Origin of the sequence: Sulfitobacter pontiacus (assembly GCF_040790665.1) — a bacterium.
Lineage (GTDB): Bacteria > Pseudomonadota > Alphaproteobacteria > Rhodobacterales > Rhodobacteraceae > Sulfitobacter > Sulfitobacter pontiacus.
The window spans coordinates 773,010-790,929 of record NZ_CP160849.1 but is presented as its reverse complement, the minus strand read 5'-3'; the positions used below and the strand labels follow the sequence as shown (position 1 = coordinate 790,929).

Below are 17,920 nucleotides of genomic sequence, written 5' to 3'. Positions count from 1 at the left end.
ACCCCATGGCGCTATCCCCGCTGAACCAACGCCGCTGGCGTAACTTTACCCGTAACCGCCGCGCCTATTGGAGCCTTTGGATTTTCGCGATCCTGTTTGGCATCTCGCTGTTCGCTGAATTTGTGGCCAACGACAAACCGATCCTCGTGAACTATCGCGGCGACTATTACATGCCGATCTTCAAGTTCTACCCCGAGACCGAATTCGGCGGCGATTTCCTGACCGAAGCGGTGTACCGCGACCCCGAAGTGCAATGTCTGATCGCCTCGGGCGGGTTGATCGACTGTCTGGACGACCCCGAGGGGATCATCGAGGACGCGCAGGATGGCGAGGTCGCGGGCGAGCCGATTTCGGCGGGCTGGTCGATCTGGCCGCCCATCCCCTATAGCTTTGACACCGCCGTGGACCGGCCCGGCGCGGCCCCGCTGCCGCCGAACGGGCAGAACCTGCTGGGCACCGATGGCACCAAACGTGACGTGCTGGCGCGGGTCATTCATGGCTTCCGGCTGTCGATCATCTTTACCCTGATTGTGACGGGGGCCGCATCGTTGATCGGGATCATCGCGGGGGCGGTGCAGGGGTTCTTTGGCGGCTGGACGGATCTGATCTTCCAGCGCGTGATCGAGATCTGGACCTCGACCCCGTCGCTTTATGTGATCATTATCATGTTCGCCATTCTGGGGCGCAGTTTCTGGCTACTGGTGTTCTTGCTGGTGCTGTTCAGTTGGACATCGCTGGTGGGTGTGGTGCGGGCCGAGTTCCTGCGCGCGCGGAACCTTGAATATGTGCGCGCAGCGCGCGCGCTTGGGGTGGGGAATATGACGATCATGTTCCGCCACATGCTGCCCAATGCGATGGTCGCGATGCTGACGATGCTGCCGTTTATCATCACCGGCACGATCAGCACGCTTGCGATCCTTGATTTTCTGGGCTTCGGCTTGCCGTCGTCGGCCCCGTCCCTGGGCGAGCTGACGTTGCAAGCCAAGCAGAACCTGCAAGCGCCCTGGCTGGCGTTCACCGCGTTCTTCACCTTTGCCATCATGCTGTCGCTGCTGATCTTTATCTTTGAAGGGATCCGCGACGCCTTTGACCCGAGAAAGACGTTCTCATGACGCCTTCGACCCAGAACGCCGCGGTGCTGCAAGTGGATGACCTGCGCGTCTCCTTCCGTCAGGAAGGCGCGTTGACCCATGCGGTCAAGGGCGTGAGCTTTGCCGTGCAGCGCGGGGAGACCGTGGCGCTGGTGGGGGAGTCCGGCTCGGGTAAATCCGTATCGGCGCTGAGCACCGTATCGCTGTTGGGCGACAGTGCCGAGGTGTCGGGGTCGGTGTTGTATGACGGGCAGCAGATGGTCGGGGCGAGCGACAAGCTGCTGCGCAAGGTGCGTGGCAATGACATCAGCTTTATCTTTCAAGAGCCGATGACCTCGCTGAACCCGCTGCATACGATCGAAAAGCAGCTGGCGGAATCGCTGGCGCTGCATCAGGGCGTGGCAGGGGCCGAGGCGCGGGCGCGTATCCTTGAACTGCTGGACAAGGTCGGGATCGTGGATGCGGAAAGCCGGTTGGGTGCCTACCCGCATCAGCTGTCGGGTGGGCAACGGCAACGGGTGATGATCGCGATGGCGCTGGCCAACAAGCCCGATGTGTTGATCGCGGATGAGCCGACCACGGCCTTGGACGTGACCATTCAAGCGCAGATACTCGACCTGCTGAAAGAGCTGAAAGACAGCGAGGGCATGGGCCTGCTGTTCATCACCCATGATCTGGGCATCGTGCGCCGCATTGCCGACCGCGTCTGCGTGATGAAACAGGGCGAGATTGTCGAACACGGCCCCACGCACGAGATTTTTGATAACCCGCAGCACCCCTATACGATCAAGCTTTTGGGAGCGGAGCCGTCGGGCCGACCGGACCCGGTTGCCCCCGATGCCGAGGTGATCGCCAGCACCGATCATCTGAAGGTCTGGTTCCCGATCCAGAAGGGGTTCATGCGCAAGACGGTGGATCACGTGAAGGCGGTAAACGACGCGTCGCTGTCGGTGCGCGCGGGGGAAACCCTTGGTATCGTGGGTGAATCCGGGTCGGGCAAGACGACGCTGGCACTGGCGATCATGCGCTTGATCTCCTCTGAAGGGGGGATCAGCTTTATGGGGCAGGACGTGCGCAGTTGGTCCACGCGGCAGTTGCGACGGTTGCGCAAGGATATGCAGATCGTGTTCCAGGATCCGTTCGGCAGCCTGTCGCCGCGGATGACCTGTATGCAGATCATCGCCGAAGGGCTGAGCGTGCATAAGGTGGACCCCGACCGCAATCCGCGCGAACTGGTACGCGATGTGATGATCGAGGTGGGCTTGGACCCGGCCACGATGGACCGCTATCCGCACGAGTTTTCCGGCGGGCAACGTCAGCGGATCGCGATTGCGCGGGCGATGGTGCTGCGGCCCAAGTTACTGGTGCTGGACGAGCCGACCTCGGCGCTGGATATGACCGTGCAGGTGCAGATCGTGGACCTGCTGCGCAATCTGCAGCGCAAATACGGGCTGGCCTATCTGTTCATCAGCCACGACCTGAAGGTCGTGCGCGCGATGTCGCATAAGGTGATGGTGATGAAGCGGGGGGATGTGGTCGAATATGGCGATGTCGATACGCTGTATGACAATCCGCAGTCCGATTATACGCGCACCTTGCTACAGGCGACGACCTGAGCAGGCCAAGCTTAAGAGCTTGGCCCGATCATAAAGCAGTTCACATTGCGGGCGACCAGACGGCGACAGGCCAGATCGGCTGTCTCGCGGGTCATGCCAAGGAAGTTGGCGTCGAACCCTTGCGGGCGACGCACGACTTTGCGCAGGCTGCCGTCGAGGGTCGAGATTTCGGACAATGCGGTTTTCAGCAACACTTTCTCGGCGGCATAGCGGCTGGGATAGCGGCCCACATTCACGCCCCAGTGACGGCCACCAGATGTCGACACGCGTGTGATGACCTCGGGGGCGGGGGGCGCTTTGGGTGTGACCTGTTTGACCGCGGCGGTTTCAACCAGCGATGCGGCAGCCGAGGGGCGCAGCGTGGGCCGGACCGAGACCGAGGCGAGCAGGGTTTCCGCCTCTGCTGCGGGTTCCGGTGTCGGGGCAGGGGCCTCTGCCACGACGGGCGGCGCGGTTTTCTGCGCCTCTTTCAGCGCGGCGGTGATGTCCGAGTTCAGGATCGGCGAGGTCGCTTGGGGCACCTCTGCGGTGGCAACCACGACCTGAGGCTGGTGGCCCGGACGCAATGTGGGACGTTTGGAGGTGGTGACGGCCCCCACGAGGCGGATGACCTTGCCCGCGGCCCCGTCGGATGCAACGGGCGTATCTTCGACATCGGCGTAAGCAGGTTTGGAGGGTTTTTTCAGCGGTGCGCTGGAGGGGGCGCGGCGGAAGCCCAGATCCATCAGCTCGGCCACTTTAGCGTTCCGCGCGCTGGTGGAGGTGCCGCCGAAGACGGTCACGATAATGCGTTCATTGCCCCGTTCGGCCGAGGCGGTGAGGTTGAAGCCAGCGGCGCGGGTGTAGCCGGTCTTGATCCCGTCGGCGCCTTTGTAGGACGACAGGAAGCGACGGTTGGTGTGGCTGACCTTGCGCACGCCCGCATCGGCAGTGATGCGCGAGAACAGGTTGTAGTATTCGGGGTGATCATAGAGCAGGTGGCGGCCCATGATGGTCATGTCATGCGCGGTCGACATGTGGCCGGATTCGGTCAGGCCGTGGGCGTTCTTGAAGGTGGTGTTGGTCATGCCAAGCGCCTTGGCGGTGCGGTTCATGCGGCGGGCGAATTTGGCTTCGGACCCTTCGATGGCTTCCCCGATGGCGGTGGCGGCGTCATTGGCAGATTTGACGGCCGCGGCGCGGATCAGGTAGCGCAGGGCGATGGTCTGGCCCGATTTCAGCCCCAATTTGCTGGGCGGTTCGGACGCCGCGTGGCTGGTGATCTTGACCTTGCTGTCGAGCGAGATCTCACCGCGTTTAATCGCCTCGAATGCGATATAAAGTGTCATCATTTTGGTGAGGGAGGCCGGGTGCAGACGGGTATCCGCGTTTCGGGAGTGCAACACTTCGCCGGTTCGGGCGTCGATCACATAGGCGGCATAGGGGGCCGCCATTGCGCTGAGCGGCAGGATCAGCAAGATCCATATAGCCGCAAGAATAAATAGCCCATACCGGGCTGGCTGCACACGCCGCACTCTCATCATAACTGCCTTTGCTCTGCCTCGGCCGTCGATTTTTCAACTGACCATTATTATTAAGGTAAGGTTACCATAGGACGTGTTTTCGATAAAGGCGTTCGATGTGGTGCAGCCCGGAAAAGCGGCGATTTCCGCGCAGCACATATAGCGTATGCCCAAAACTCCGCCACTATAGGGGCGATTGTGGCGGGAATGTGGCAAGAGTTGGGCGACAACGCAGCGAAGGTAAGGCGAGAATACAGCGGCGTTCAGGGCAGCAGTTCTGCCACTTCGGACAGGCGCGTGATCTGGTGGAAGCGGGGCGAATCACTCGGGGCGGGGGCGTGCTCCAGCGCCCAGGTGACGCCGTGGGGAATATAGACGCCATGCCCGCCCGCGTGGATCATCGGCACCACGTCCGATTTCATGGAGTTCCCGATCATCATGCCGCGGGCCGGGCCGTCGCCGTGGGTATCAAAGATGCGCTGGTAGGTTTGCGGGGTCTTGTCCGACACGATTTCAATCGCGGTGAACATATCACGCAGCCCGGATTCAGCGAGCTTGCGTTCCTGATCCAGCAGATCGCCCTTGGTCACCAACACCAGCCGATAGTCGTCTTGCAGGGTTTCGAGGGTTTCGCGCACATCGGGCAGCAGTTCGACCGGATGGGCCAGCATATCCCGCCCTGCCGCCAGCAGTTCGGAGATGACATCGGCCGGCACGCGGCCCTCGGTGATCTCTATCGCGGTTTCGATCATCGAGAGGGTGAACCCCTTAATGCCAAAGCCGTAGTGGGGGATGTTGCGCCGCTCTGCCTCAAGCAGCCGGTCCATCAGGCTGTCGCTGTCGGTGTAATCGGCAAGAAGTTCCGCGAATTTGACCTGTGTCAAAGCAAAGAAGCGTTCGTTGTGCCATAAAGTGTCATCGGCATCAAAACCGATGGTCGTTAGCGGATTGCCCATCTTTGGCGCGCCCTCTTTTCTAATTCTGCTTTAGGGTTATATAGACGCCTACACGACTCACTTGAAACGACTTCTCAGGCAGGAGCAGCAATGCGCCTTGATGATCTTATGATGGCGGGCAAAGACCGGGACGACGACGAAACCGATCTGTTGACCAAGACCAAACCAAAGACCAAGCGGCCGCCTTTGTACAAGGTGATGCTGTTGAACGACGATTTCACCCCGATGGAATTTGTGGTGATCGTGCTTGAACGCTTCTTCGGGCTGAACCATGCCCAAGCCTTCGAGATCATGTTGACCGTGCATAAAAAAGGGCTGGCGGTCGTGGGCGTGTTCAGCCACGAGATCGCGGAAACCAAAGTCGCGCAGGTGATGGATTTCGCCCGGCGTCACCAGCACCCGCTGCAATGCACCATGGAAAAAGAAGAATAACACGTGATTGATGCACGTCTGCAACTGGCGCTTGACGGCGGTGGTCTTGAGTTGCCAGCTGAAGGGGCGATTGCCGTCTTTCAGCCCCCCCGTGACAGTGATTTGCCAGGTCTGGACAAAGACCGCGTGCAGATTATCCATGATTTCAAACCGGATTATGACGCATGGGCCGCGCGCGGCTATGATGTCGTGCGCACCATCAAGGACCGCTATGCGGCCTGTATCGTCTGCCTGCCACGCGCCAAGGCCGAAGCCCGCGCCGTGATCGCCGCCGCCTGCGAGGTCTGCGACGGGATCGTTGTGATCGACGGGCAAAAGACCGACGGTGCCGATAGTGTCCTGCGCGAGATGCGCGACCGTGTGACCGTGCAGGGCCCGATCTCGAAGGCTCACGGCAAGATGTTCTGGATCTCGGAACCGGCGGCGGAGTTCTTTTCCGACTGGCGTCAGGGGCCGGAGCTGACCGAAGGCGGGTTCTGGACCGCGCCGGGGGTCTTTTCCGCCGATGGTGTCGATCTGGCCTCGGCGCTGCTGGTGGATGCCTTGCCCGAGAAGCTCGGGTCCGAGGTTGCCGATCTGGGGGCCGGTTGGGGCTTTTTGTCGGCCCACGCGCTGACACGGCCTGACATCAAGAACCTTTACCTTGTTGAAGCGGGGCATATGGCGCTGGAATGTGCGCGCCGCAATGTCACCGATGATCGCGCGTCCTTTGCATGGGAGGATGCCACAAGCTGGGAGCCGCCCCACCGCATGGACAGCGTGATCATGAACCCGCCCTTCCACATCGGTCGCGCGGCTGAACCGCAGATCGGGCAGGCGTTTGTTGCCACGGCAGCACGCGTCCTGTCGCCGCAAGGCAAGCTGTGGATGGTCGCGAACCGTCATCTGCCCTATGAGGCAGAGCTGAAAACCCGTTTCGCCCATGTCGAGGAAATCGGCGGCGATGCGCGGTTCAAACTGTTTCACGCGGCACGGCCTTTGCGCAAACGCCGATAGGCGGGCCGCGCCTGATTAAGGAACGATTTATGTCATTCTCAATCTCTGGCAAAAGCGTCATCGTCACCGGGGCCGCGAACGGCATCGGTTTGGCGATTGCCCGGCAATTCGCCGACAAGGGCGCAAACGTGATGTGTGCCGACATCGACGAGAAAGCGCTGGTCGAACAGCTGGGCGATGCCAAGGACGACGGCAACATCCGCTTTTTCGCGGGCGATCTGCGGCAACGTCTGACGATTGCGAACCTCGTCTCTGCCACCATTGACGCCTTTGACGAGGTTGACGTGTTGGTCAATGCCTCGCGGCAGTTCCTGCCGACGGATGCGCTGGACAATGATGACACCAGCGTTGAAACCCTGTGGCAGGAAAACGTGATGACCGCGATGCAGCTGACGCAGCAGGTCGCCAAACGCATGATCAAACAATCCGAGGGCAAGGAAGACGGCAGCGTGGGCAGCATCGTCAACCTCAGCTCGACCACCTCGCGGCACACACGGCCCGAGTTGATGGCCTATTCCATGGCGGCGGCCGCGCTTGAGCAGATGACGCGGTCGATGGCGCTGACGCTGGCACCGCATCGCATCCGGGTGAACGCCGTGGCCTTCGGGTCGGTGATGAGCGGGTCGCTGAAAGCGTCCTGCGCCGAGAACCGCGAGTGGCGCGACGACATCCGCAACCACACGCCGCTGGGGCGCATCGCTTCGCCGTCAGAGCTGGCCGACACGATCCAGTATCTTGCCGCCGACAGCTCCAGTTTCCTGACCGGCGAAGTGATCGTTGTGGACGGGGGGCGGTCCTTGCTGGACGCCGTGGACGCGCCGGCACACTAGAATACGCAGTAACGAAAGGCTTTGCGCATGACCGTTGATTTCGAGGCGGAGAAGACCCGCGCCGCTGAGTGGTTCCGCAGCCTGCGCGACCAGATCGTGGAGGCATTCGAGACGCTGGAGCGTGACCACGCCGAGGGCCCGCTGTCTGATGCCGCGCCCGGCACATTCGAGGTGACCCCGACCAAACGCAGCAGCGACGACGGCAGTGACGCGGGCGGTGGTCTGATGAGCGTGATGCGCGGCGGGCGTGTGTTCGAAAAGGTCGGCGTCAACGTCTCTACGGTGTTCGGCACCCTGGGAGAGCGCGCGCAGGTCGCGATGGCGGCGCGCAAGGGCATCCCCGGCATGGCCGAAGACCCGCGGTTCTGGGCGTCGGGCATCAGTCTGGTCGCGCATATGCAGAACCCCCATGCCCCGGCGGTCCATATGAACACCCGCATGTTCTGGACCCCCCATGCCAGCTGGTTCGGTGGCGGGTCGGATCTGAATCCCTGCATCGAATATGACGAAGACACTGCGCATTTCCACGCCGTGCAAAAGGCGCATCTGGACCCTCATGGCAGCGATCTCTACCCGCGGCTGAAGGCCTGGGCGGACGAGTATTTCTATATCCCGCACCGCCACCGCGCGCGCGGGGTCGGCGGTATCTTTATGGATGATCACGCGACAGGCGATTGGGAGGCGGATTTTGCCCTGACACAGGATATCGGCCGCGCCTTCCTGCCCGCCTATCTGCCGCTGGTGCAAAAGCGGATCACGCAAGACTGGTCAGAGGCAGACAAGGAAGCGCAGCTGGTGCATCGCGGGCTTTATGCCGAATATAACCTTGTCTATGACCGCGGTACGAAATTCGGGCTGGAAACGGGCCATGACGCCAATGCGGTTCTCATGAGCCTGCCACCTTTGGCGAAGTGGATCTAGGGGGCCAGCCCCCGCCCTGCGGGCTCCCCCGGGATAGCTGCCATTTGGAATGAAAAAGGCCCCCGACCGTGCAGGTCGGGGGCCTTTTCGTCTAAACTGGTATCAGCTTATTGCTTTGGTAGCATCACGCCGTCGATAACGTGGATCACACCGTTGGACTGTTTGACATCTGCGATTTCGATGAAGGCCGTATTGCCGTTCTCGTCCGTCAGAATCACGCGGCCATCATCGGCGTAGGAGGCTTGCAGCGTGCAGCCGCCCAGTGTCGGCACGGGGTGCTCGCCGCCGTCGTCCTTGATCATGCCCTGCAGCGCGTCAGCCATCACGGCCTTGCCCACCACGTGGCAGGTCAGGATTTCGGTCAGACGCTCTTTGTTCTCTGGCTTGACCAGCATTTCGACGGTGCCTGGCTCAAGACGGTCGAAACCGGCGTTGGTGGGGGCGAACACGGTGAAGGGGCCTTCGCCTGCGAGGGTATCAACCAGACCGGCAGCTTTCACAGCAGCAACCAATGTGGTGTGGTCGGCAGAGTTCACGGCGTTTTCAACGATGTTCTTGTCGGCGAACATTTCAGCACCACCGACCATGGGGTTCTTCATCTCGTCGGCGAAAGCCGCACCAGCAGTCAGGGCCAGAGCTGCGGTTGCGGTCATCATCTTTTTAGCGAAAGTCATGGTGTTCTCCTCGGTTTATATCGTGATCATTTGTTGATCATGCCGAAGCAACGGGGCCATGCTGCGCTTAGTTTCAAACAGAGCGCGAATTTATTTTGGATGTTATCCTTTGACGTGCCAGTCGAAGAAGCCGGGGCCTGCCTGGGCCAGCAGGTCCTGCGCCAGATCGACGCCCATCTGGCCGCCTTGCGCAATAGGGCCGCTGCGGTCACCGGCAATTGCCTCTGACCCGTCGGGGCGCAGGACTTGGCCGCGCAGGTGGAGCGTGTCGCCGTCCAGCGTGGCCAGTCCCGCAATCGGTGTCTCGCAGGATCCGTCAAGCGTGAGCAGAAAGGCGCGCTCGGCGGCCAGACGTTGGCCCGTGGGGGTGTCGTGGATCGCGGCGAGCATGGCTTCGGTATCAAGGTCACCGGCGCGGCGTTCGATGCCAATGGCCCCTTGCGCCACCGCGGGCAGCATCAGCGTATCGTCGATCGGCGTGGCGGGGACGTGTTGCATGCCCAAACGGTTCAGACCGGCCACGGCGAGGAAGGTACATTCGGCCACACCATCGGCAAGCTTTTTCAGCCGCGTCTGCACATTGCCGCGGAATTCGACGACCTGCAGGTCGGGACGCTGGTGCAGCAGCTGCGCACGGCGGCGCAGGCTGGAGGTGCCGACAACCGCGCCTTCGGCCAGTTGGTCCAGCGCCGACAGGGTGGGCGCGACAAAGGCGTCGCGTGGGTCTTCGCGCGGCAGGTAGGTATCAAGCAGCAGGCCCCCCGGCTGGATCGTGGGCATGTCTTTCATCGAATGCACGGCGATGTCGATTTTGCCCGCCAGCAGGTCTTCTTCGATTTCGCGGGTGAACAGGCCCTTGCCGCCGATGTCCTTGAGCGGGCGATCCTGAATGACATCGCCGGTGACTTTGATCACGACGATTTCAAACGCCGCCTGTGGGATTTCAAAGGCGGCGGCCAGACGGGCGCGGGTTTCATAGGCCTGGGCCATCGCCAGAGGCGAGCCGCGGGTGCCGATGCGCATGGGGTTTTCGGGGGTGGGCAGGTTCACAGTCATGGCCCTTCTTTAGGGGTGTGGATTTGATCTGACAAGCGGTGCCATTGCCTTGACATCGCGGCGCTACATCTTGACCTAAGACAAAACCATTGAAGAGTAGGAATCCCCGATGCCGCAGACCGATACGCAAAGCAAAACCATTCTGCGTTCATTGGCCGGAGAGACGCTGCCGGTGCCGCCGATCTGGATGATGCGGCAGGCCGGACGCTATCTGCCCGAGTATAAGGCGACGCGGGCGCAGGCGGGGGATTTCCTGTCTTTGTGCTACAACCCCGAGCTGGCGACCGAGGTCACCTTGCAGCCGATCCGTCGTTACGGGTTTGATGCGGCGATCCTCTTTGCGGATATTTTGCTTGTACCTCAGGCGCTTGGCGCTGATCTGTGGTTTGTCACCGGCGAAGGGCCGCGCCTGTCCACGGTCACCACACAGGCGGATTTTGACCAGCTGCGGCCCGTGGGCGATATCCACGAGACGTTGAACCCGATCTATCAGACGGTGCGCAACCTTGCCGGTGAACTGCCGCGCGAGACGACGTTGATCGGCTTTGCCGGTGCGCCCTGGACTGTGGCGACCTATATGATCGCGGGGCAGGGGACCAAGGATCAGGGGCCTGCGCATCTGCTGCGCACCCAGGATAACGCCCTGTTCGAGAAGCTGTTGGACCTGATTACCAAGGCAACCATCGAATATATGTCTGCGCAAATTGACGCAGGCGCCGAGGTGATGAAGATCTTTGACAGCTGGGCGGGGTCGCTGCCGGGCGATGCTTTCGAGAAATACGCGCTGGCCCCTGCGCGCGAGATCACGCAAGAGCTGAAGAAGCGCCACCCCGGTATTCCGATCATCGGTTTCCCGCGCGAGGCCGGCGATAAATACATCGGGTTCGCCAAGGCGACGGGGGTGGATTGTGTGGCGCTGGATAATTCCGTTTCGGCGGATTGGGCGGCCAAACATGTGCAGGTGGACGGCTGCGTGCAGGGCAACCTTGCATCGACCCATATGGTCACCGGCGGGCAGGCGCTGGTGGATGAGACGCGCCAGATCGTCAAAGCCTTCTCCAAGGGCCCGCATATCTTTAACCTAGGCCACGGGATCACCCCGGATGCCGACCCTGACAACGTGCAGCGCATGATTGATACGGTGCGCGAGGGCGAATAATCAAATAAGATTGGCTTTGGCTCTTGACGGGGGCCGAAGCCTGTCATACTCGGAGCGCCGATGGCGTTATAGCTCAGTTGGTTAGAGCGAACGACTCATAATCGTTAGGTCCCTGGTTCAAATCCAGGTAACGCCACCATCTCCCCCCCACACACATGACCTTTGCATGATAGGTGTTGTTCAACACCGTCTGGCGCGTGCTGCGCTGGTGTTCCCGAGCTGCGTGTTTTTCATCCGCTTGTACCGGAGGTGATTGATAATCCCCTGTCGCTGGTGTCAGAGTGTCACTCAGCTAAAGGCTCGGAACTGCTCGGCAACAGAGCGGTCCGTTTTGACTGAACACGGGAGATTAGAATGATGATGAGAAGAACCCTGATGGGGATCGCGGGTGCGGCCCTTGCCGTTGGCATGAGCGCGACCGGCGCGATGGCGCAAGAGGTTACCCTGCGCATGCACCAGTTCCTGCCGCCACAGGCCAATGTGCCCAAACTTATTCTGGATGTCTGGGCCGATAAGGTCGAAGCCGCCAGCGACAACAAGATCAAGATTGAACGCTACCCCTCCATGCAGCTTGGCGGGAAGCCACCTGAGCTGATGGATCAGGCGATTGACGGTGTGGCCGATATCGTCTGGACCGTGGTGGGCTATACCCCCGGTCGCTATCCCACGACCGAAGTGTTCGAGCTGCCCTTTATGGTCACCGACGCCCGCGCGGCGAGCTCTGCCTATTGGCAGATGTTCGAAAAGCATATGAAAGACACCGAGTTCAAGGACGTACATATTCTGGGCACTTGGGTTCACGGCCCCGGCATGCTGCACACCAACACCGAAGTGCGGTCGCCCGACGATATGCAGGGTCTGAAGATTCGCGGCGGGTCGCGTCTGGTGAACCAGCTGCTCGAGATTACCGGCGCGACGCCAGTGGGCATGCCGGTTCCGGCGATTCCCGAAGGTCTGTCCAAGGGCGTGATCGATGGCACCACGATCCCGTGGGAAGTGACGCCATCGTTGAAAGTGCCGGAACTGGTGAAGAACCACACCGAATTTGACGGTGCCGCACTTTATACGCTGACCTTCGTGCTGGCGATGAACAAGGACCGTTATGACGGGCTGTCGGACGAGCTGAAAAAGGTTCTGGATGAAAACTCCGGTCTGGAATTCTCGGTCTTTGCGGGGGGCACACAGGCGGATGCCGATGGCCCCGCGCGTCAGGTCGCGGTTGATCTGGGCAACAACATTGTCGAGCTGAACGAAGAAGAGACCCAGGTCTGGCGCGATGCGTCGCAGCCGATCTACGACAGCTGGATTGCCGATATGGACAGCAAGGGCATCGACGGTCAGGCGCTGATCAATGAGGCGCGTGAATTGATGGATGCCTACGGCAAATAATTCCTGACGACGATAGCAGGCCCGCGGTGCATCCCTGCGCCGCGGGCCTGATTGCTTGATACACCCCAAAATACCTAGACAAGATTGAGAGAACCATGCGTCGGCTGATATATTTTCTTGCCCGCTTTACCGCCGTGATCGGAGGGCTGGTGCTGATGGCACTGGTGCTGATGACCACGGCCTCTATCATCGGGCGCACGGTCAACAAGATGCTGCATAGCCCCTTCTTTCAGGCGAAGCTGACCGGCCTGTCGCAGGGGCTGATTGACATGGGCATCGGCGAGATCAACGGCAATTATGAATTGCTCGAGGCGGGGGTCGCCTTCGCCATCTTCTCGTTCCTGCCGATCTGCCAGTATTACGGCGCCCATGCCACGGTGGATGTGTTTACCTCTTTCCTGCCGGCGCGGGTGAACCGTTGGATCATGGCCTTTTGGGAGGTCGTTCTGGCCGCGGTGATCGTGCTGATCATCTGGCGTCTCTACGAGGGGATGCAACGCTATCTTGGCAATGGCGAGACGACATTGTTCCTGCAATTTCCGGTGTGGTGGGCCTATGCCGCCAGCTTTGCGTCCGGCGTGATTGCCAGTGTTGTGTCCGTCTATTGCGCCGTGATCCGCGTGATAGAGGCGATCCGCGGCACCGATATTCTTCCCAGCGAACAAGGGGCCCATTAAGATGACCAACCTAGAACTGGGCTTCTGGTCCTTTCCGGTGCTGCTGCTGATGATCTTTTTGCGCGCCCCTATCGGTCTGGCGATGCTGCTGTGCGGGTTTGGCGGCTGGTATCTGGCGATGGGGGGCAACCCCACGCCGCTGCTGTCAAAGCTCAAGTCCGAGACCTACACAACGTTTTCCAGCTATTCGCTGAGCATCATTCCCATGTTCCTGCTGATGGGCCAATTCGCGACCCTATCGGGGATGAGCCAAGCCCTGTTCAAAGCGGCAGAGAGCTTTTTGGGGCATCGTCGCGGTGGTGTGGCGATGGCGGCCGTGGGGGCCTGCGCGGGCTTTGGCGCGATCTGCGGCAGCTCGCTGGCGACAGCGGCGACCATGTCGAAGGTCGCGCTGCCCGAGCTGCGCCGCTATGGCTATTCCGGCGGGTTTTCCACCGCGACACTGGCCGCGGGGGGGACATTGGGCATCCTGATCCCGCCGTCGGTCATTCTGGTGATCTATGCGATCCTGACAGAACAGAATATCGCCAAGCTGTTTCTGGCGGCCTTCCTGCCCGGTGTGCTGGCGGCCATCGGCTATGTTATCACGATCTCGATCTATGTGCGTCTGAACCCCAAATCCGCGGGCGTGCGCCCTGCGGTGCCCATGGGGGACCGCTTCAAGGCGCTGGCGAATACATGGCCGGTGCTGGTGATCTTTTTCGTCGTCGTGGGCGGCATCTATCTGGGGTGGTTCACCCCGACCGAAGGCGCTGCTGTGGGCGCTGCGGGCACCGGTCTGGCGGCGTTGCTGGCGGGTAGTCTGAACTGGGCGGTCTTGCGCGAAAGCCTGATAGGCACGGCCAAAACCACGGGGATGATCTTTTTCATCGTGCTGGGGGCAGGGTTCTATAACGGCTTTCTGGCCCTGTCGGGCGTGCCGCAGTTCATGGCTGACTGGGTCGTGGGGCAGGGCTATAGCCCGTGGTTCGTGTTGGTCGTGATCCTTGTCTTCTACCTCGTTTTCGGCTGCCTGATGGACAGCCTGTCGATGATCCTGCTGACAGTGCCGATCTTTTTCCCCGTGATCTCGGCGATGGATTTCGGGATGAGCACAGAGCATCTGGCGATCTGGTTCGGCATCCTTGTGCTGATCGTGGTCGAGGTCGGTCTGATCACGCCACCGGTGGGGATGAACCTGTTCATCATCAACTCGATGGACCGTGAAACTCCGATGACAGAGACCTATAAGGCCGTGATGTATTTTGTCGGCTCCGACATCGTGCGGGTGATCATTCTGGTGATGTTCCCCGCGATCACGCTGTTCCTGCTGCCCTGACAGGGCACAGCGCTGTGACATGAAAAAAGGGCCGCGTCTGACGCGGCCCTTTCGTTTTGGGAATGGCAAACTCTTGTTTACGACGTCCAGGCCATCCGCGCGGGGTGGTACTCAAAGCCGATGTGGTGACCGGCCCCGACCAGCCCTTCGCGGGTGTGGTTATAAAGCGAGCGCCAGTAAGGCTGGATCGTGACGCCTTCGTTCTGGATCAGCGCTTCGCCCTTGGCCATCAGTGCGCGACGTTTTTCGACATCGGCGACCGACAGGGCCTCGGTCAGGAGGGCGTCGAATTCGGGGTTGGACCAGCCAAATTCGTTCCATGCCTCGCCCGAGCGATAGGCCAGCGCCCAGATCTGCACACCCAGCGGGCGCGCGTTCCAGTTGGTCGAGGAGAAGGGGTATTTCGTCCAGTCGTTCCAGAAGGTCGACCCCGGCAGGATCGTGCGTTTCACCTTGATGCCAGCGTCGCGCAACTGTGCGGCGACGGCATCTGTGGTGTCCTTGCGCCATGCGTCGTCGATGGAAAACAGCTCGTGTTCGTAGTCGGCCATGCCGGCCTCTTCCATCAGGGCGCGGGCACCTTCGGGGTCCGCCTCGCGCGGGGGAAGCTCGGCATATTCGGGGTGCATCGGGCCGACATGGTGGTTTTCGGCCACCAGCCCGCGACCGGCATAGCCCAGTTCAAGCAGCACGGCGTTATCGACCGCCATGGCCAGCGCCCGGCGGACACGCGCATCGGCATAGGGTGTCTTGCCATCCACCTCGGCCAGTTGGTTGGGGCGTATCACAATAGTCGCACCCGTGGCGATTTCGTTCTGGTTCCAGCCGTCCAGCGTGCTGAACACGTCGATGAATTCACCCTCGATGGAATAGGTGGCGTCGATCTCTTCTGCTTCGGCAGCGGCGACAAAGGCCGAAGGGTCAGTGCCGTAGTCGATGTATTCCAGCCGGTCGATATAGGGCCCGCCGTAGACCTCGGTGCCCCACCACGTGTGGTCGGGGTTCTTGACCAACACGGCCTTGATCCCGACTTCGACAGATTCGGGCAGGTAGGCGCCGGTGCCGACAGGGTTGTCGAGCATCGTTTCCGGATCAAACCCTTCGGGGACGATGGCAGCGGGATAATCGGCCATGCCGGGGATCAGGGTGATGTCGGGGCGGGGCAGCGACAGCTTGACCGTATGGTCATCCACCACGGTGATCGCGCCTTCGATCGCCTGACCGGAGTCCTCGTCGATCAGCGTGGCAAAGCGCCCGGCCATCGAGTTGCCCTCGACCGATTTATCGCACCAGCCCGTGATGTTGCGCGCCACATCGTTGGCGGTGAAGGGCGTGCCATCGTTCCACGTGACACCTTTTCGCACATTCAGCACATATTCGGTGGCGTCTTCGTTGATCTCCCAGCTTTCGAGCAACGCGGGGGTGAAGGTGCCGTCATTCTCCCAGATCGCGAGATATTCAAGCCAGCCACGGGTGATGTTGGCGATCTGCGACCAGTCGTAGGTGCGCGGGTCTTTCAACGCGCGGACCTCCATCTGCATCCGTACGGTGCCGCCGGATTTATGCGCGGCCGCATGAGCGGGCGCTGCCATGCCGATCATCGCATAGGCGGTTGTCGCCGTGGCCCCAAAGGCGCTGGCGAGGGCCAGAAACTCGCGTCGGTTGACCGGATCGCGTTTGGCAGCTTCGGCAGAGGCGTGAATGGCGGCGGGTAAGGGGGTGCCGGTACGGGTTAAGAACGTCATGATCTTCCTCTCTGGTCGGGTGCTGCCCCTGTGGTTCGGGCGGCGGATACGAAGCACAAGCACAGGCGCTGGATGCTTTGCGGTGATGCAGCTTTGCTGCGTTTATTGACTAGAAATGTAACTAGCATGTATCACAGAGTTTCAAGCATTGCGCGGCGGTGCGTCAACCCACAGCAGCGGCGGTCACCGGGGTTTGCGCAAAACGCACTGCGCGCCCGACCCGGTTCAGGATCAGACGCGCGACCCGTGGCGTGCTGTTGGGCGCCTCCGGCGGGAGTTTATCTGGCAAAATGAAGCGCGGTTATGGCGTGGGTTTCGCGAGGAGGATCGTACCGGCGCAAGCCCCGAAGCCGATGCGATACCCGTCGCCTGCGGCGTGGCCGGTCAGGATCATCGTATCCCCGTCCTGCACAAAGCTGCGGGTGGTGCCATCGTTCAGCGCGATCGGTTCCGCGCCGCCCCAGCTGAGTTCGAGCAGGCTGCCGCGGGCATCTTTGTCGGGGCCGGATATGGTGCCGGAGCCGAGCAGATCGCCCGCGTTCATCGCGCAGCCCGACGCCGCGTGATGCGCCAGTTGTTGCGGGGCGGAATAATACATCGTGTTGTAATTGGTACGCGCGATGACCTGTTGTTCGCCGCCATCGGGCTGAATGATCACAGATAGGTCAATGTCGTAGAGCATCGGTTTCGGCTCTGCCAGATAGGGCAGCAGATCAACCTCGCGCTCGGGCGTGGAGGCGCGGAAGGGTTCAAGCGCCGCTTTCGTCACGATCCACGGAGAGATGCTGGTGGCGAAGGCCTTGGCCTGAAACGGCCCGAGCGGTTGATACTCCCACGCTTGAATGTCGCGCGCGGACCAATCGTTCAGCAGCACATAGCCAAAGATCATCTCGTCCGCTTCGGCCACGCTGGGGGTGTCGCCCATATCGGTGGAGGTGCCGACGATAGCCCCCATCTCGAGCTCGATATCAAGGCGCTGGCTGGGGCCGAAATGCGGGGTCTCGGCTTCCGCCGGTTTGATTTGCCCGTTGGGCCGCCGGATGTCGGTACCAGAGACGACAACGGTCGAGGCGCGACCGTTGTATCCGATGGGCATATGCAGCCAGTTCGGGGGCAGCGCGTTTTCCGCGCCCCGAAACATGGTGCCGACGTTGGTGGCATGGTGCCGGCCCGCGTAGAAATCGGTGTATTCCGAGACGACAATCGGCATGTGCAGGCGGATGTCAGCAATGGGGACAAGATGCGGGGCGACCTTGGCCTGGTCGGGGCTGCCGGTTGCCAGCAGGTCGGTCAGGCGGTCGCGCAGGGTGGCCCATGCGTCGGGGCCCAGATCCATGACGTCATTCCAATAGGGCACATCGAAGACAGGATCGAAGTGGAGCAGGATCAGGTCTTCGGCCTCTACCGCGGCCATGTCGAGCACCATATCCCCGATCGCCACGCCACAGCGCGGTTCGAGCGTGTCGGTGGAAAACACACCGTACGGCAGGTTGTTGAGCGGGAAGTCGGTGTCGGCGCTGTTCGCGCTTTCAACCCAAGAGGTCAGCAATGTCATCGG

General features: G+C 61.2%; 16 protein-coding genes and 1 tRNA gene. 11 read left to right on the top strand and 6 right to left on the bottom strand.

Annotated elements, in window-relative coordinates; translation table 11 throughout:
- Window positions 1-5: 5 nt before the first annotated feature.
- Window positions 6-1,112, top strand: a complete 1,107-nt coding sequence (locus AB1495_RS03990) for an ABC transporter permease (protein WP_074637256.1) — start codon at window positions 6-8, stop codon at window positions 1,110-1,112.
- Window positions 1,109-2,707: an ABC transporter ATP-binding protein gene (locus AB1495_RS03985; protein ID WP_009825375.1), complete on the top strand. Its 1,599-nt coding sequence runs from the start codon at window positions 1,109-1,111 to the stop codon at window positions 2,705-2,707. The genes AB1495_RS03990 and AB1495_RS03985 overlap by 4 nt, the downstream gene beginning before the upstream one ends.
- 11 nt (window positions 2,708-2,718) lie before the next feature.
- On the opposite strand, the gene AB1495_RS03980 is transcribed toward AB1495_RS03985, so the two are convergent.
- Complete coding sequence (locus AB1495_RS03980) at window positions 2,719-4,227, bottom strand: D-alanyl-D-alanine carboxypeptidase family protein (RefSeq protein ID WP_037941210.1); 1,509 nt, start codon at window positions 4,225-4,227, stop codon at window positions 2,719-2,721.
- A 245-nt stretch (window positions 4,228-4,472) separates the two neighbouring features.
- Window positions 4,473-5,165 (bottom strand): HAD family hydrolase, encoded by a 693-nt coding sequence (locus AB1495_RS03975; protein WP_074637254.1) that lies wholly within the window; start codon window positions 5,163-5,165, stop codon window positions 4,473-4,475.
- Window positions 5,166-5,255: 90 nt separating this feature from the next.
- Here AB1495_RS03975 and clpS point away from each other — a divergent pair, with 90 nt between their 5' ends.
- From clpS to hemF, 4 genes are read left to right on the top strand one after another with little or no spacing between them, the layout of a single operon-like run.
- Window positions 5,256-5,597 (top strand): ATP-dependent Clp protease adapter ClpS, encoded by a 342-nt coding sequence (gene clpS / locus AB1495_RS03970; protein WP_005850026.1) that lies wholly within the window; start codon window positions 5,256-5,258, stop codon window positions 5,595-5,597.
- A gap of 3 nt (window positions 5,598-5,600) precedes the next feature.
- The gene (locus tag AB1495_RS03965; protein WP_074637252.1) at window positions 5,601-6,593 is read left to right on the top strand and encodes a class I SAM-dependent methyltransferase; all 993 of its coding nucleotides are present in this window, start codon (window positions 5,601-5,603) and stop codon (window positions 6,591-6,593) included.
- A 29-nt stretch (window positions 6,594-6,622) separates the two neighbouring features.
- The gene (locus AB1495_RS03960) at window positions 6,623-7,423 is read left to right on the top strand and encodes an SDR family NAD(P)-dependent oxidoreductase (RefSeq protein ID WP_009825372.1); all 801 of its coding nucleotides are present in this window, start codon (window positions 6,623-6,625) and stop codon (window positions 7,421-7,423) included.
- Window positions 7,424-7,450: 27 nt separating this feature from the next.
- Window positions 7,451-8,344: an oxygen-dependent coproporphyrinogen oxidase gene (gene hemF, locus AB1495_RS03955; RefSeq protein ID WP_005850020.1), complete on the top strand. Its 894-nt coding sequence runs from the start codon at window positions 7,451-7,453 to the stop codon at window positions 8,342-8,344.
- Window positions 8,345-8,451: 107 nt separating this feature from the next.
- Here the strand turns inward: hemF and AB1495_RS03950 are convergent, their stop codons facing one another.
- Both AB1495_RS03950 and hemC read right to left on the bottom strand, forming a co-directional pair.
- A complete protein-coding gene (locus AB1495_RS03950; RefSeq protein ID WP_037953936.1) occupies window positions 8,452-9,018 on the bottom strand; it encodes a fasciclin domain-containing protein in 567 nt (188 codons plus the stop codon).
- 102 nt (window positions 9,019-9,120) lie between these two features.
- Window positions 9,121-10,074 carry a hydroxymethylbilane synthase gene (gene hemC / locus AB1495_RS03945; RefSeq protein WP_005850014.1) on the bottom strand — a complete coding sequence of 318 codons (954 nt, stop codon included), beginning with the start codon at window positions 10,072-10,074 and terminating at the stop codon, window positions 9,121-9,123.
- Between the two features lie 109 nt (window positions 10,075-10,183).
- Between hemC and hemE the strand changes: the two genes are divergently transcribed.
- The 5 genes from hemE to AB1495_RS03920 all read left to right on the top strand — a co-directional run bounded on the left by hemE (window position 10,184) and on the right by AB1495_RS03920 (window position 14,617).
- Window positions 10,184-11,233: a uroporphyrinogen decarboxylase gene (gene hemE, locus AB1495_RS03940; protein WP_005850013.1), complete on the top strand. Its 1,050-nt coding sequence runs from the start codon at window positions 10,184-10,186 to the stop codon at window positions 11,231-11,233.
- Window positions 11,234-11,295: 62 nt separating this feature from the next.
- Window positions 11,296-11,372: transfer RNA gene (locus AB1495_RS03935), tRNA-Met, on the top strand.
- Window positions 11,373-11,587: 215 nt separating this feature from the next.
- Window positions 11,588-12,622 carry a TRAP transporter substrate-binding protein gene (locus tag AB1495_RS03930; protein ID WP_037941222.1) on the top strand — a complete coding sequence of 345 codons (1,035 nt, stop codon included), beginning with the start codon at window positions 11,588-11,590 and terminating at the stop codon, window positions 12,620-12,622.
- 95 nt (window positions 12,623-12,717) lie between these two features.
- Window positions 12,718-13,299, top strand: a complete 582-nt coding sequence (locus tag AB1495_RS03925) for a TRAP transporter small permease (protein WP_074637250.1) — start codon at window positions 12,718-12,720, stop codon at window positions 13,297-13,299.
- Window position 13,300: 1 nt separating this feature from the next.
- Window positions 13,301-14,617: a TRAP transporter large permease gene (locus tag AB1495_RS03920; RefSeq protein WP_074637248.1), complete on the top strand. Its 1,317-nt coding sequence runs from the start codon at window positions 13,301-13,303 to the stop codon at window positions 14,615-14,617.
- Between the two features lie 77 nt (window positions 14,618-14,694).
- On the opposite strand, the gene AB1495_RS03915 is transcribed toward AB1495_RS03920, so the two are convergent.
- Window positions 14,695-16,362 carry an ABC transporter substrate-binding protein gene (locus tag AB1495_RS03915; RefSeq protein ID WP_074637246.1) on the bottom strand — a complete coding sequence of 556 codons (1,668 nt, stop codon included), beginning with the start codon at window positions 16,360-16,362 and terminating at the stop codon, window positions 14,695-14,697.
- A gap of 301 nt (window positions 16,363-16,663) precedes the next feature.
- The gene (gene fahA, locus AB1495_RS03910) at window positions 16,664-17,917 is read right to left on the bottom strand and encodes a fumarylacetoacetase (protein WP_074637244.1); all 1,254 of its coding nucleotides are present in this window, start codon (window positions 17,915-17,917) and stop codon (window positions 16,664-16,666) included.
- Window positions 17,918-17,920 lie beyond the last annotated feature (3 nt).